This is a genomic window from Parviterribacter multiflagellatus, from assembly GCF_056863265.1.
Genome location: NZ_JBXPIZ010000002.1, coordinates 346,574 through 360,727, shown reverse-complemented (window position 1 = coordinate 360,727; position 14,154 = coordinate 346,574). Strand labels below are relative to the sequence as shown.

Annotated in this window: 14 protein-coding genes; 9 read left to right on the top strand and 5 right to left on the bottom strand. The window is 70.9% G+C overall.

Annotated elements, in window-relative coordinates:
- Positions 1 to 17 precede the first annotated feature (17 nt).
- The 6 genes from AC1UE5_RS05245 (at position 18) to AC1UE5_RS05220 (ending at position 5,421) form a co-directional block, all read left to right on the top strand.
- On the top strand, positions 18 to 1,298 hold the full coding sequence (locus AC1UE5_RS05245; protein ID WP_482921025.1) for a branched-chain amino acid ABC transporter substrate-binding protein: 1,281 nt from the start codon (positions 18 to 20) through the stop codon (positions 1,296 to 1,298).
- A gap of 80 nt (positions 1,299 to 1,378) precedes the next feature.
- Positions 1,379 to 2,461 carry a branched-chain amino acid ABC transporter permease gene (locus AC1UE5_RS05240; protein WP_482921024.1) on the top strand — a complete coding sequence of 361 codons (1,083 nt, stop codon included), beginning with the start codon at positions 1,379 to 1,381 and terminating at the stop codon, positions 2,459 to 2,461.
- Positions 2,458 to 3,645 (top strand): branched-chain amino acid ABC transporter permease, encoded by a 1,188-nt coding sequence (locus AC1UE5_RS05235; RefSeq protein WP_482921023.1) that lies wholly within the window; start codon positions 2,458 to 2,460, stop codon positions 3,643 to 3,645. Before AC1UE5_RS05240 ends, AC1UE5_RS05235 begins: the two co-directional genes overlap by 4 nt.
- A complete protein-coding gene (locus AC1UE5_RS05230) occupies positions 3,645 to 4,442 on the top strand; it encodes an ABC transporter ATP-binding protein (protein WP_482921022.1) in 798 nt (265 codons plus the stop codon). Before AC1UE5_RS05235 ends, AC1UE5_RS05230 begins: the two co-directional genes overlap by 1 nt.
- Positions 4,442 to 5,152: an ABC transporter ATP-binding protein gene (locus tag AC1UE5_RS05225; RefSeq protein WP_482921021.1), complete on the top strand. Its 711-nt coding sequence runs from the start codon at positions 4,442 to 4,444 to the stop codon at positions 5,150 to 5,152. The genes AC1UE5_RS05230 and AC1UE5_RS05225 overlap by 1 nt, the downstream gene beginning before the upstream one ends.
- A gap of 5 nt (positions 5,153 to 5,157) precedes the next feature.
- Positions 5,158 to 5,421 (top strand): hypothetical protein, encoded by a 264-nt coding sequence (locus AC1UE5_RS05220; RefSeq protein WP_482921020.1) that lies wholly within the window; start codon positions 5,158 to 5,160, stop codon positions 5,419 to 5,421.
- Here AC1UE5_RS05220 and AC1UE5_RS05215 read toward each other — a convergent pair.
- A complete protein-coding gene (locus tag AC1UE5_RS05215; protein ID WP_482921019.1) occupies positions 5,418 to 6,332 on the bottom strand; it encodes a TIGR01777 family oxidoreductase in 915 nt (304 codons plus the stop codon). The two genes, AC1UE5_RS05220 and AC1UE5_RS05215, sit on opposite strands and share 4 nt — an antisense overlap.
- A gap of 101 nt (positions 6,333 to 6,433) precedes the next feature.
- Between AC1UE5_RS05215 and AC1UE5_RS05210 the strand changes: the two genes are divergently transcribed.
- The gene (locus AC1UE5_RS05210; RefSeq protein WP_482921018.1) at positions 6,434 to 7,759 is read left to right on the top strand and encodes a hypothetical protein; all 1,326 of its coding nucleotides are present in this window, start codon (positions 6,434 to 6,436) and stop codon (positions 7,757 to 7,759) included.
- On the opposite strand, the gene AC1UE5_RS05205 is transcribed toward AC1UE5_RS05210, so the two are convergent.
- Genes AC1UE5_RS05205 through AC1UE5_RS05190 form a run of 4 tightly spaced genes read right to left on the bottom strand, consistent with a single transcriptional unit; the run spans position 7,756 to position 11,190 of the window.
- Positions 7,756 to 8,316: a hypothetical protein gene (locus AC1UE5_RS05205; protein ID WP_482921017.1), complete on the bottom strand. Its 561-nt coding sequence runs from the start codon at positions 8,314 to 8,316 to the stop codon at positions 7,756 to 7,758. The two genes, AC1UE5_RS05210 and AC1UE5_RS05205, sit on opposite strands and share 4 nt — an antisense overlap.
- A gap of 36 nt (positions 8,317 to 8,352) precedes the next feature.
- Positions 8,353 to 8,841 (bottom strand): hypothetical protein, encoded by a 489-nt coding sequence (locus tag AC1UE5_RS05200; protein WP_482921016.1) that lies wholly within the window; start codon positions 8,839 to 8,841, stop codon positions 8,353 to 8,355.
- Positions 8,842 to 8,877: 36 nt separating this feature from the next.
- Positions 8,878 to 9,702, bottom strand: coding sequence for a helix-turn-helix transcriptional regulator (locus AC1UE5_RS05195; protein WP_482921015.1), 825 nt, complete (start codon positions 9,700 to 9,702; stop codon positions 8,878 to 8,880).
- Between the two features lie 15 nt (positions 9,703 to 9,717).
- The gene (locus tag AC1UE5_RS05190) at positions 9,718 to 11,190 is read right to left on the bottom strand and encodes an NAD-dependent malic enzyme (protein ID WP_482921014.1); all 1,473 of its coding nucleotides are present in this window, start codon (positions 11,188 to 11,190) and stop codon (positions 9,718 to 9,720) included.
- Between the two features lie 41 nt (positions 11,191 to 11,231).
- On the opposite strand from AC1UE5_RS05190, the gene polA reads away from it, so the two are divergent.
- Complete coding sequence (gene polA / locus AC1UE5_RS05185; protein WP_482921013.1) at positions 11,232 to 13,811, top strand: DNA polymerase I; 2,580 nt, start codon at positions 11,232 to 11,234, stop codon at positions 13,809 to 13,811.
- 119 nt (positions 13,812 to 13,930) lie between these two features.
- Positions 13,931 to 14,143, top strand: a complete 213-nt coding sequence (locus tag AC1UE5_RS05180) for a hypothetical protein (RefSeq protein WP_482921012.1) — start codon at positions 13,931 to 13,933, stop codon at positions 14,141 to 14,143.
- Positions 14,144 to 14,154: the final 11 nt, after the last annotated feature.

The window sequence follows — 14,154 nt, the reverse complement described above, 5'->3', positions numbered from 1 at the left end:
CTATAGGAGGAGGACCTTTGCGGTTCCCGAAGTTCATCACGCTGTTGTTCGTCCTCGTCATCGCCGCTTTCGGCGTCGCGGCCTGCGGTGACGACGATGAGGACGCCGGCGGCGGCGGCGGATCGGCCGAGACCACCGGGGGCGGTGGCGAGGGCGGTACCGTCAACATCTACTCGAGCCTCCCGCTGCAGGGCGCCCAGCGCCTGCAGACGACGGCGCTCGTGAAGGGCATCGAGCTTGCCCTCAAGCAGGCCAACAACAAGGCCGGCAACATCACCGTCAAGTACCAGTCGCTTGACGACTCCACGGCCCAGGCCGGCAACTGGACGCCGGAGGCCACGTCGGCCAACGCGCGCAAGGTCGCGCAGGACGACAAGGCCGTCGGCTACATCGGGGAGTTCAACTCCGGTGCGTCCGCGATCTCGATGCCGATCCTCAACGAGGCCGGCGTCCCGCAGATCTCTCCCGCCAACACCGCCGTCGGCCTGACGACCGACGAGCCGGGCGCGGAGCCGGGCGAGCCGGACAAGTACTACCCGGCCGGGACGCGCCACTACGCCCGCATCGTGCCCAAGGACACGATCCAGGGTGCGGCGCTGGCCACGATCATGAAGGAGGACGGCTGCACCAACCTGGCCATCGCGAACGACAAGGAGGTGTACGGCGCCGGTCTGGGCCGGAACATCGAGTCGTCGGCGAAGGCTCAGGGGATCAAGCTCGCGTTCAACGAGGGCATCGATCCGAAGGCCTCGAACTTCCGCTCCCTCGCCGGGCGCGCGAAGTCGGCCGGTGTGGACTGCTTCGCCTTCTCGGGCACCACGCCGAACGGCGCGGTGCAGATCATGAAGGACTTCTCGGCTGCCGTGCCGGACGCCAAGCTGTACGGCCCGGACGGCGTCTCGAACGCCGAGTTCTTCGATCCCAAGGAGGGCGGCGTGCCGGCCTCCGTGGCGAGCAAGGTGAAGATCACGGTCGCCACGCTGGATCCGGAGAGCTACCCGCCTGAGGGCCAGGAGTTCTTCGAGACGTACAAGTCCGAGTACAACGTCGACGCGGTCGACGTGTACGCCATCTACGGCTACGAGGCGGCGCGTCTGCTGCTCGACGCGATCCAGCGGGCCGGCTCGACGAACCGCGAGGACATCCTCAAGGCGGTCTTCGAGACGAAGGACCGCGAGTCGGTCCTCGGCACGTACTCGATCGACGAGAACGGCGACACGACGATCACCGACTACGGCGCGTACACCATCGAGGACGGTGCGCTGAAGTTCGACAAGACGGTGAAGGCCGCCGGCTGAGCCGGGGCTGAGACGACCGGACGGAGTGGGGGCGCCACCGCCCCCGCTCCGCTCCGGCGTTCCCTTGGACAACTGAGTTCATGGAAGCTGCAAGCCTTCCCGCCGCACGCTCGTCGCGAAGTGGCGTCGCGCGTGCCCTCTTCGACCGCTTCGGCCTGATCGCGGTCCTTCTCATCCTCCCGGTCGCGTTCGCCATCGACGACCTGAAGACCGAGGGTGATCTGTCCCGGCTTGGCAACAATGTCGTCGACGGCCTCTCCAACGGCGCCATCTGGGCGCTGGTGGCCATCGGCTACACCCTCGTCTACGGCATCATCGAGCTGATCAACTTCGCCCACGGCGAGGTCTTCATGATCGGCTCGTTCGTCACCGCCGGCTTCTTCGGCACGCTCGGCCTGACCGCCGCCACCGGCATCCCGGGGCTGATCGTCGGCCTGGCCGTGACGCTGCTCGTCGCGATGCTCGTGCCGGGGATCATGAACGTGATGATCGAGAAGGTGGCCTACCGGCCGTTGCGGAGCGCTCCGAAGCTCGCGCCGCTCATCACGGCCGTCGGCTTCTCGTTCATCCTGCAGAACGTCGGCCTGCTGTGGCGCGGCGGCTCCCCGCAGAGCATCGGCGAGGACCTGATCAACTCGCAGCACGGGCTGATCCACCTCGGGGACATCACGATCACCAACGGCGACGTGCTCGCCGTCGGCGTGACGATCCCGCTCGTGATCCTGATGAGCGCGTTCATCTCGCAGAGCCGTCTCGGCAAGGCGATGCGCGCCACCGCGCAGGACCCCGAGGCCGCCCGCCTGATGGGCGTCAACGTCGACACGACGATCTCGGCGACGTTCATGCTCGGCGGGATGCTCGCCGGCGCGGCCGGTCTGATCTACGCCCTCTACCAGACGACCATCTGGTACTTCCAGGGCTTCCAGGCGGGCCTGATCGCGTTCACCGCCGCCGTCATGGGCGGCATCGGCAACATCAAGGGCGCCGTGCTCGGCGGCTTCATCATCGGCTTGATCCAGCAGATGATCGAGGGCCGCGACGACCTCGGGCCGTTCCAGATGGGCCCGTCGTGGTCGCCGGTGTACGTGTTCGCGTACCTGATCCTGATCATGGTCTTCAAGCCGTCGGGCCTGCTCGGCGAGCAGACGAGGGAGGCCGGATGAGCGCCACCGTCGCCGCGCCCGCCGCCGACAAGCCGCGCACGCGGTTCAAGGCGCCGGAGCTCACGCCGCGGCAGAACCTCCTGGTCGCCGTCGTGGTGATCGGCATCGCGATCGTGCTGCCGCTCTTCCTCGACACCGGCGGCCGGTTCATGGACAACCTGGTGCTCGCGGCGGCGTACGTCGTGATGGCGCTGGGCCTGAACATCATCGTCGGCTTCGCCGGCCTGCTCGACCTGGGCTACGTGGCGTTCTTCGCCATCGGCGCCTACGTCATGGGCTACTTCGGCTCGGGCTTCTGGGACAACGCCGGCGGGGGAGAGGGCGTTCACTTCCTCGTCTCCGAACCGGCGTCGAACCTGCCGGGCATCCACCTCAACTTCATCGTCGTGCTCGTCCTCGCCGTGGTGGCGACGACGATCGCGGGGATGATCATCGGCCTGCCGACGCTGCGTCTGCGGGGCGACTACATCGCGATCGTGACGCTCGCGTTCGGCGAGATCATCGGCCGCATCGCGATCAACGGCGACGAGATCAAGCTCTTCGGCGGGACGCTCACCGCGGGCCGCCAGGGCATCACGCCGATCGACAAGGTGGACCTGCCGCTGCTCGAGCGCTTCACGGCGCTCAACCTGCGGCCCTGGTACTACCTCGCGCTCGCGCTGGTCGTGCTCGTCCTGTTCGTCAACTTCCGCCTGCGCGACTCCCGCCTGGGGCGCGCGTGGGTGGCGCTGCGCGAGGACGAGGTCGCGGCCGCGTCGATGGGCGTGCCGCTCGTCAAGACGAAGCTGCTCGCCTACGGCACGGGCGCCGCGTTCGGCGGCATGTCCGGCGCCTTCCTGGCGTCGTACCTGAACACGGTCAACGCGGACCAGTTCCAGTTCGCCTTCTCGATCTTCATCCTCGCGATGGTGATCCTGGGCGGCCTGGGCTCGATCTGGGGCGTCGTGCTCGGGGCCGTCGTGCTCTCGGCGATCAACAACTACCTGATCCCCGAGGTGTTCAACAACGTCCCCAGCAAGATCGGCCTGGACTTCGACCTGACCGAGCTGAACTACGGCATCTTCGGGTTCCTGCTGGTGATCATGATGGTGCTCAGGCCCGAGGGCCTGCTTCCCGAGCGACGGCGCAAGCTGGAGCTCGAGGAGGGCGTCGGCGCCGAGGACTCGATCGAGGCGAAGCTCTGATGGCCGAGACGACGAAGATCCTCGAGGCGGCGAGCGTCACGAAGCAGTTCGGCGGCCTGACGGCCGTCAACGACGTCTCGTTCTCGATCCCGCAGAAGTCGATCGTGTCGATCATCGGCCCGAACGGCGCGGGGAAGACGACGTTCTTCAACATGCTCACCGGGCTGTACAAGCCGACGACGGGGACGATCGCCTTCGACGGCAAGAACGTCACGGGCGGCCGGCCGGACAAGATCATGGCGCTGGGCATGGCCCGGACGTTCCAGAACATCCGGCTGTTCGGCACGATGTCCGCGCTGGAGAACGCGATGGTCGGCCAGCACGCCCGGATGAAGGCGGGCCTGTTCGGCTCGATCATCCGCACGCCGGGTGTGCGCAAGGAGGAGCGGGCGGTCCGCGAGAAGGCGGCTGAGGAGCTGGAGTACGTGGGGATCCCGCGCCGGCTCCACGACCACCTCGCGATCAACCTCTCCTACGGCGACCAGCGGCGGGTGGAGATCGCCCGCGCGCTCGCGTCGAACCCGTCGCTGCTGCTGCTGGACGAGCCGACCGCGGGCATGAACCCGCAGGAGTCCGACCAGCTGACGCAGTTCATGCGCAGGCTGCGCGACGAGCGGGGCATCTCGATCCTGCTCATCGAGCACGACATGAAGGTGATCATGGGCGTGTCCGAGTACATCACCGTGCTCGACCACGGCGAGAAGATCGCCGAGGGCGGGCCGGACGAGATCCGCAAGAACCCGCGGGTGATCGAGGCGTACCTCGGCAAGCAGGCGTCAGAGGAGATCAACGGCTGATGGCTGCGCTGCTCGAAGTCGACGACATCCACACCTTCTACGGCAACATCGAGGCCCTGAAGGGCGTCTCGCTGTCGGTCGAGGAGGGGGAGTGCGTGACGCTGATCGGCTCCAACGGGGCCGGCAAGTCGACCACGCTGCGCTCGATCTCCGGCCTCACGCCGGCGCGGACCGGGCAGATCCGGTACCGCGGCAAGGACATCGCCCGCATGCAGCCGCAGGACATCGTCCAGCTGGGCATCTCGCAGTCGCCGGAGGGACGCAAGTGCTTCCAGCGGATGACCGTGCGGGAGAACCTGGACATGGGCGCCTACCTGCGGCGCGACAAGGAGATCGGCCAGGACCTGGAGCGGGTCTACGACCTGTTCCCGCGGCTGAAGGAGCGTGAGCGCCAGAAGGCGGGCACGATGTCCGGCGGCGAGCAGCAGATGCTCGCCATCGGGCGCGCGCTGATGGCGCGGCCCACGCTCCTGCTGCTCGACGAGCCGTCGATGGGCATCGCCCCGATCCTCGTCGAGCGGATCTACGAGACGATCGCGGAGATCAACCAGCAGGGCACGACGATCCTGCTGGTCGAGCAGAACGCGAACTTCGCGCTCGGCGTGTCCAAGCGCGCGTACGTGCTGGAGACCGGCAAGGTCGCGCTCTCCAACGACTCGGCCAAGCTGCGTGAGGACCCCGAGGTCCAGCGCGCGTACCTGGGGACGTGAGGCTCATGCCGATCCTTGCCGTCATCGGGGTGGAAGCCCTGTACCTGCTGTTCATCTGGATGGCCTCGGCCATCGCCGCGTCGTACCTGTCGGGCCGCAAGGGCTACGGCGAGCGGCCGGGGCTGGCCGCCGGGCTCATCCTGCCCGTCGTCAGCATCGTCGCGTGGCTGTTCGTCCCGGCCAAGCCGGAGTCGGACTGGAAGGTCCTCGGCCCGTGGGGGCGTCAGAACCCCGCGGCGGACCTGGACCTGGACCGGCCCGGGAGCTAGTCCAGCGTCGCGCGGAGCGCCTCGCCGACCTCGGTGTGCCGGAAGCGGTAGCCGAGGTCGGCGGCGCGCCGCGGGACCATGTTCACGCCCGTGGTCACGATCTGGCTCATCTCGCCGAAGAGGAGCCGGATCGCGGGCGCCGGCACGGGCGCGAGCGCGGGGCGGTGGAGCGCCTTGCCGAGCGCCTTGGAGAACTCCCGGTTGGTGACCGGGTTCGGCGCCGACGCGTTGATCGCGCCCGTGTAGGCCTCGTTCGCCGCGGCCTCCAGGTAGAGCCCGACGACGTCGTCGAGATGGATCCAGGGCAGGTACTGCCTGCCGCCCGCGACCGGCCCGCCGACGCCGAGCCGGAACGGGAGCAGCATCTTCGCCAGCGCGCCGCCGTGCTTGTCGAGCACGACGCCGGTGCGGAGCTTGACGACGCGCAGGCCCAGCGCCGCCGCGGCGTCGGCCTCGCGCTCCCACACGACGACGACGTCGGCCAGCCAGTCCTCGCCGGCCGGCTCGGACTCGTCGACGGGCTCGCCGCCGCGCGGGCCGTAGTAGCCGGACGCCGAGGCCGAGACGAGCGCCTGCGGGCGCTCTGCGGCGTCGAGCGCGGCGATGCCGGCGACGAGGTTGCGCGTCCCGAGCTCGCGGCTCTGCTCGATCTCCACCTTGACGTCGGCCGTCCACCGCTGGCCGACGTCCTCGCCGGCGAGGTGCAGCACGGCGTCGCGGCCGGCCAGCGCCGCGGCAGGCGCGTGCTCGGCCTTGGCGTCCCAGCGGTGCGCCTCGACCTGCGGGCCGAGCGTCGCGCGGGCGCGGTCGGGGTCGCGCGTCAGGACGGTCACGTGCTCGCCGCGCCGCTGGAGCGCCTGCACGAGCGAGCGGCCGATGCGGCCGGTGGCTCCGGTCAGGGTGATCCCCATGTCGCAGGACCCTACGGGCGGGTGCGGGCGGGCGGATCACCGGCCGGATCTTCGGGTGGTCCCCCGATGTGCCCCGGGGCGCCCGGGGCCAGGATCGGCGCATGCCTCGCACCAAGACCTTCGCGGCCGCCGCGCTCTCCGCCCTCGCCCTCACCGGAGCAGCCGCGCAGGCGGCCTCCGCCGACTCGATCGCCTACCTGAAGGGCGGCGACGTGTGGCTCTCGACCGGTGACGGCTCGCGCCAGTTCCAGGTCACGTCCACCGGCGGGTACACGTCCGTCACGCAGGCCGACAACGGCGCGCTCGCGGCGCTGAAGGGGGAGAAGATCCACCGGCTCGACCGGTACGGCAACGTCCTCGCCGAGTTCGGGACCGCGGTCAGCGACGGCTACACCGGCGGGCCGATGTACGGCGCGAGCCACTTCGAGGGGCCGTTCGACCTGGACTTCTCGCCCGACGGCACGAAGCTGGCCTACAACTTCTACTGGCAGCAGTGGACCTGGTACGGGACGTCGTACTCGCACTCGCTGCGCCAGGGCGTCGGCGTCTCGCACGCGGACCGCAACACGAGCTGGGAGGAGCTCGGCTACCAGACCGGCTGGGTCGACTCGGACTGGTACGACAACGACACCCTGCTGCTCAGCAGCGAGGCCAGCGACGGCATGATGGACACCGCGACCGTCGACATCGGCCAGCAGAACAAGGGCTCGCAGGACTGGTTCTGGTACGACCAGCTCAAGACCATGCGGCGCGCGGCGGTCAACCGCCAGCACACGCTGGTCGCCGAGGTCGCCGACTACCAGGGCGCCGCGCACCTGGATGTGTGGACGATGACCGGCGAGGCGCCGGCGCTCCCGCAGTACTGCCTGGGCATCGGCAACGCCGGCGGCGGCAAGTTCGAGCACATCGCTTTCTCGCCCGACGGCAAGAAGATGCTCTACGAGGACGGCAACGGCGTGCACCTCGTCGTCCCCGAGTGCGAGAGCACGAAGGAGCCGACGCTCCTGATCCCGGGCGCCACCGACCCGGACTGGGGCGCCGCGGACGTGCCGACCTCGCGCCCGGCCGCGCCGCAGTCCGTCCAGCCGGCGCCGCAGCCACAGCCCAAGCCGACCCCGCGCACCGACCGCACCCCCGGCGCCGTCAAGACCGTCGCGTCGATCGCCTGCCGCCGGAAGTGCATGGTGAGCGGCAAGGTCGTCGTCCCGAAGAAGCTGGCCAAGAAGCTCGGCCTCAAGGCGGGCGCGACGCTCGCGACCGGCACCGCGCGCGGGTCGAAGAAGGGCAAGGTCACGCTGAAGGTGACCCCGAACGCCGCCGGCCGCAGGGCGCTCGCCAAGCTCGCCGGGGTCAAGCTCCAGCTCCGCGTGACGGTCAAGGAGGGCGGCAAGACCCGCCGCATCACGAAGACGGTGACGCTGGCCTAGCGCGGGCAGTCGCGACCGAGCGCGAACGTCCAGCGGCGCGCTCGGCGCTCGCCGTCGACGTGCACCGTGAGCGGCAGGCAGATGGGGAGGCGGGCGATCTCGAGCCCACCCGACCAGAACGTGACGGGGCGGGTGCCGAGGGTGCTCCCGCGCTTGCCGGGCGGGCACGCCGTGAGCGTGACCCGCTCCACCGTCCCCTCCGGCCCGGGGCCGCGCGACCCGGGCCGGTGGCCGTAGACCCAGCCGGCGATGCGCCGGTGTGAGCGTGCGACGGTGAGCGTCACGGTGCGCCCGGGCTCGAGCAGCGCGGGCATCTTGAACCACGGGATCGCCCGCAGCTGAGGCAGCGAGAGGCGCATGTAGTCGCCGGCGCCGACGAGCGTGAGCGGCCCGAACACGCCCGACCGGCGTGGGGAGGCGTTGTCGGGGTGGAAGTCGGCCGACGACGCGTCGTCGCAGCCGACCTGCCGGGTGCCGCCTTCGGCCGCCGCGGTCGGGCTCGCCGCGATGCACGCGGCGGCGGCTGCGACCACCGCTGAGCGCGCGAGCCGGCCCACACGCTGAGCGTCGCAGCTGTCCGCCCTGCCCGCAAGTCAGGGCCGGCGTGCGCAGCGCATCTCCTGATCGACGTACCAGCTCGCGCCGCCGTCGGGGGAGACCCGCGAGCGCCACACGAACGCGTCGTCGGTGATGTCGTTGAACGACCACTCCTCGAGCCCGTCCTGGCTCTCGCCCCGGAGGACGACCCGATCGCCTTCCGGGCGGGCGACCAGCGCGAGCACGTACGGCGACGCGGCCGAGTTCCACGTCACGTTCCAGCTCCGGCTCTCCGGGTGGAACGTGCGGGTCGTCAGGCCGTGGCCGACCTCGCCGTCGAGCACGTCGACCACTGCTCGCCCGCGGAGCGCCCAGCCGAAGGTCCACGTGCCGGAGGCGCCCTCCTGGAAGGCGGTGCCGTCCGGGTGCCAGCGGGTCGAGACGAGGTCCCACACGCCGGCGAAGCGCCCGAACAGCGCGAGGTCGTCCGCGTGCCGGGGGTCGGGTCCGGCGGCGAGGAGGGCGGCGGCGAGCGGGTCGGTCATGCGCGCGATCCTCCACCGCGGCGGCGCCCGCCGCTGTCACGATCGTGCGGCGGCGCGCGCTGCGCTGGGCGTCACGCCGAACGCCCGCCGGAAGCGGGCGGTGAGGTGGGAGTGGTGCGCGAAGCCGCAGTCCACCGCCAGGCGCGCGAGGTCGTCCTCGCCGTCGGCGACCCGGTCCAGGGCCATGCCGAGCCGCAGCCGCTCGAGGTGGCGGCCGACCGACTCGCCTGTCGCGGCGCGGAACTGGCGCGCGAGGTGGAAGGACGACCACCCGACGACCCGGGCCACCTCCTCCAGCCGCCAGGGCGCGGCGGGGGATGCCGCCAGCAGCGCGCGCACCTCGCCGGCGCGGCGCAGGGCGGCGGGCGCGGGGCGCCGGTCGGCAAGGGGCGCACTGCGCCCCAGGTCCTGCGCCACCGCGCCGACGAGCAGCAGCGCCTCCTCCTCGGCGGCGAGCGCGTCGAGCTGGCCGCGCGCGAGCGCGCCCGCGAGCACCGCCGCGCGCAGCTGCACCGCCGCCCGGACGCGGCCGGCGCCGCCCGTCTCCCCGCCGAGCGCCTCCTCGACCAGGGCGGGGGCGGGGTCGAACGTCGTGCACCGGTCGCCGTGGGCACCGGGGTGGCTCACGCGGTACTCGTCGTCCGCGCCGAGGACGACCGCGCTCGCGGCGTCCGCGATGGCGGGCTCGGCCGCCGCTCGGCCGCGGTGGACGGCGAAGACGCCGCGTCGCGGCACGAGGACCTGGGCGACGCGCGCGTGCTCCACCGCGCCGCAGCCGCCGGCCGGCGCCGTGCAGACCACGTCGAACACCCGGACCGACGCGCCGGCGAGCAGGAGGCGCGAGTGGACGTGCCGTGCCACCCGCGCCCCCGCCGCTCAGTCGTGCGCGTGGATGCGCTCGGCGTCGATCGCCGCGAAGCCGACCGTGTTGCCGCGCTCGCCGCCCGCGCCCGTCGACTTGGCCACCCGCGCGACCGCGTCGGCCACCGCCGGCGCGACGTCGCGGTTGAAGACCGACGGGATGATGTAGTCCTCGCGCAGCTCGTGGTCGGGGATGATCTCCGCGATCGCGTGTGCCGCCGCGACCTTCATCTCCTCGGTGATCTGCGGGGCGCGGACGTCCATCGCGCCGCGGAAGATCCCGGGGAACGCGAGGACGTTGTTGATCTGGTTCGGGTAGTCGCTGCGGCCGGTGGCCATGATCCGGACGTACGGCGCCGCCTCCTCGGGCGTCACCTCCGGGTTCGGGTTGGCCATCGCGAACACCATCGCGTCGCCGTTCATCCGCGCCAGCGCCTCGGCCGGCATCACGCGCGCGCCCGAGAGCCCGACGAGCAGGTCGGCGCCGTCGATGACGTCCGCGGGCGCGCCGGTGCGGCCCTCCGGGTTCGACGCCTCGGTGTACCAGCGCTTGATGGCGGGCATCGACCCGTCGAGGTAGTCCGCGCGGCCCCGGTGCAGCGCCCCGCGCGAGTCGCACCCGACGATGTTGCGCAGGCCCGCCTCCATCATGATCTTCGACACCGCGACGCCGCTCGCGCCGAGGCCGATCACGACGACGCGCAGGTCCTCGATCCGCTTGCCGGTCAGCTTGAGCGCGTTGAACAGCGCCGCCAGCACCACGACCGCGGTGCCGTGCTGGTCGTCGTGGAAGACGGGGATGTCGAGCTCGGCCTTCAGCCGGTCCTCGATCTCGAAGCAGCGCGGCGCGCTGATGTCCTCGAGGTTGATCCCGCCGAACGCCGGCGCGATCCGCTTCACCGTCTCGACGATCTCGTCGGTGTCCTTGGTGTCGAGGCAGATCGGGAAGCCGTCGACGCCGGCGAACTCCTTGAAGAGCATGCACTTGCCCTCCATCACCGGCATCGCCGCCTCGGGGCCGATGTCGCCCAGGCCGAGCACCGCGGTGCCGTCGCTCACCACCGCGACCGTGTTGCGCTTGATCGTGAACTGGAAGGCCTTGTCGCGGTCCTCGGCGATCGCGGTGCAGACGCGCGCCACGCCCGGCGTGTAGGCCATCGAGAGGTCGTCGCGCGTGCGCACGGGGACCTTGTTGTGCTGCTCGATCTTGCCGCCGAGGTGGATGAGGAACGTGCGGTCGGTCGCGTCCACGATCCGCGCGCCCGCGTTCCCGATCGCCCCGAGGATCGCGTCCCAGTGCGACTGGTCGAGCGCGTCTACGGTGATGTCGCGTACGGTGCGGTCCTCCTCGGCCGAGATGAGATCGACTGCGCCGATCATGCCGCCTGCGTGGCTGATCGCCGCCACGACTTCGCCGAGCAGACCGGGCTTGCGCCCGAGCTCGACGCGGATGGTGAGGGAGTACTGCGCCTGCGTGGGAAGGGACACGAGGTGGCGCATCCTAACCGGCAGCTAGGGTCTTGAAGGCTTTGGCCCGAGAGCTGTTCCTCATCGACGGCAACTCGCTCGTCTACCGCGCGTTCTTCGCCCTGCCCGAGTCCATCGCGACCTCGGACGGCCGGCCCACGAACGCGATCTTCGGCTTCGCGTCGATGCTCGTGAAGCTCCTCACCGACCACGGCGTGCAGCCGACGGTCGTGGTCTGGGACCGCGGGTCCTCGGGCCGCAAGGAGGTCTACTCCGAGTACAAGGGGCACCGGCCCAAGAAGCCCGACCTCCTGGCGGAGCAGTACCCGCACATGGAGCCGCTGGTGGAGGCGTTCGGCTACACCAACTACGGGGTCGAGGGCTTCGAGGCCGACGACGTCATCGCCACGTTGGCCGAGCAGGCCCGTGCGCAGGACATCCCGGTCACGATCGTCACCGGCGACCGCGACGCGCTGCAGCTCGTCGGCGACGGCATCAAGGTCATGGCGACCGCGCGCGGCATCACCGACACGAAGGTGTACGACCGCCAGGACGTCATCGACCGGTACGACATCCCGCCGGAGAAGATCCCCGACTTCTACGGGCTGAAGGGCGACACGTCGGACAACATCCCGGGCGTCCCCGGCATCGGCGACAAGACGGCCGCGCAGCTGCTCAACGCGTGGGGCGACCTCGAGGGCGTGCTGTCGAACATCGACAGCATCTCCGGCGCCAAGCGCAAGGAGAACCTCACGAACCACGCCGAGGACGCGCGCATCTCCAAGATCCTCGCGACGGCCAAGCGCGACGTGCCGGTGGAGCTGGACCTGGGGGAGGAGCTGGCGAAGGAGCCCGACCGCGGGCGCCTGCGTGAGGTCTTCCGCGACTTCGAGCTGCGCGCGCCGCTGGAGCGGCTGGAGGAGGCGCTGGGGGAGGACGCGACGTTCGCCGCTCCCTCCGCCAACGAGCGCGTGGTGAGCGGCGCGGTCCGCGAGGCCACGCTGGACGACCTGCGCGCGCTGCCGGAGTCGACCGAGCTGGCGATCGCCGTGCGCGCGCCCGAGACGCCGGAGGGGGAGCTCGTCCCGGTCGACGACTCGTGGCGCTGGGCCGCCGCGACGCCGGGCGGCGCGGTGCTGGTCGGGCCGTGCGAGCGGCCGGAGGACGTCGTGCTCGCGGCGGGCAAACGGCCCGTGACGGCGCACGACGCCAAGCGGCTCGGCGTGGTCCCGCCGACGCTCGCCCACGACACGATGCTCGGCGCGTACCTGCTGGAGCCCGCGCGGCGGGCGTTCCCCCTGCGCGAGCTGGTCGAGGAGCGCTCGATCGTCACGAAGGTCGAGGACCCGGTGGCGGCCGAGGCGCTGCTCCTGCGCGAGCTGGCCGCCTGGCAGCGGGAGAAGATCGAGGAGCGGGGCCTGACGCACCTGCTGACCGACATCGAGCTGCCGCTGGTCGAGGTGCTCCGCGCGATGGAGCTCGCGGGCGTGAAGCTCAACGTCGAGCGGCTCGGCGAGGTCGCCACGCGCGTGCGCGAGGAGGTCCACGGGCTCGAGCAGGAGATCTGGGAGCTGGCCGGCGACGAGTTCGTGATCGGCTCGCCGCAGCAGCTCGGGCAGATCCTGTTCGAGAAGCTCGGGCTGTCGAAGAAGCGGCGCGGCAAGACCGGGTTCTCCACCGACGCGCGCGTGCTGCAGGCGATCCGCGACGAGCACCCGATCGTCCCCAAGATCGAGCGCTGGCGCGAGCTCAACCAGCTGACCAAGACGTACCTCGACGTGCTGCCGCAGCAGGTCGACGCCGGCTCGCGCATCCACACGACGTTCGAGCAGGCGATCGCGGCGACCGGCCGGCTGTCGTCGACGAACCCGAACATGCAGAACGTGCCGGTGCGGACGGCGCTCGGGCGCGAGGTGCGCGGGTGCTTCGAGGCCGAGCCCGGCCACGTCCTGGTGAGCGCCGACTACTCGCAGGTCGAGCTGCGCATCCTCGCGTTCGTCGCCGACGAGCCGGTCCTGAAGGAGATCTTCGTGCGCGGCGAGGACGTCCACACGGCGACCGCGGCGCAGGTGTTCGAGAAGGCGCCCGAGGACCTCACGCCGATGGACCGCTCGAAGGCCAAGATGATCAACTACGGGATCGTCTACGGCCTGAGCGACTACGGCCTGGCGGACCGCCTGAACATCCCGCGCGAGGAGGCCAAGGCGTTCATCGACGCGTACCTGGCCCGCTTCACGAAGGTCCACGAGTTCATGACCTCGACGATCGCGCAGGCCAAGGAGGACGGGTACGTCACGACGCTCTACGGGCGCCGGCGGCAGATCCCCGAGATCCGCGCGCGCAACTTCCAGGTCCGCTCGCTGGGTGAGCGCCTGGCGGTCAATACGGTCATCCAGGGCACGGCGGCGGACGTCCTCAAGCTCGCGATGATCGGCTGCCACCGTGCGCTCGCCGAACGCCCCGAGATGAAGACCCGCCAGCTCCTGACCGTCCACGACGAGCTCCTCTTCGAGGTGCCCGAGGACGAGGTCGACGCGGTCTTCGAGATCGTCCAGCGCGAGATGCTCGCCCCCTGGGAGCCCCGCGAACCCCCGCTGGCGATCGACGCCGGCATGGGTCGCACCTGGCTCGACGCGAAGTAGCCCGCGGGCAGGGTCGCCCGACCGCGCGCCCGCCCGACCCGGTGCGCCTTTTCGACCGCATGGGTCGACAAGGCGCACCACCCCTCACCCACCAGGCACAAGTGCGTTACGATCCGCACATGCGCAACGCGTTCTGGGTCTTCGCGCTCGGGATCATCGGCGCGTACCTGTTCTTCTTCGCGCTGGGGGCGTTCGGCTTCGCCGAGGTGCTCCCGCTGAGCCTCGTGGTGGTCGCGCTCTGCTTGATGTGGGCGATCCACGCGTGGCTCGGGCGCAACGAGCAGGGCAGGGATCCGCGGATGGTCCACGCGCGCGAGCGCCGCGGCTTCTAGGGAGCGGGCTC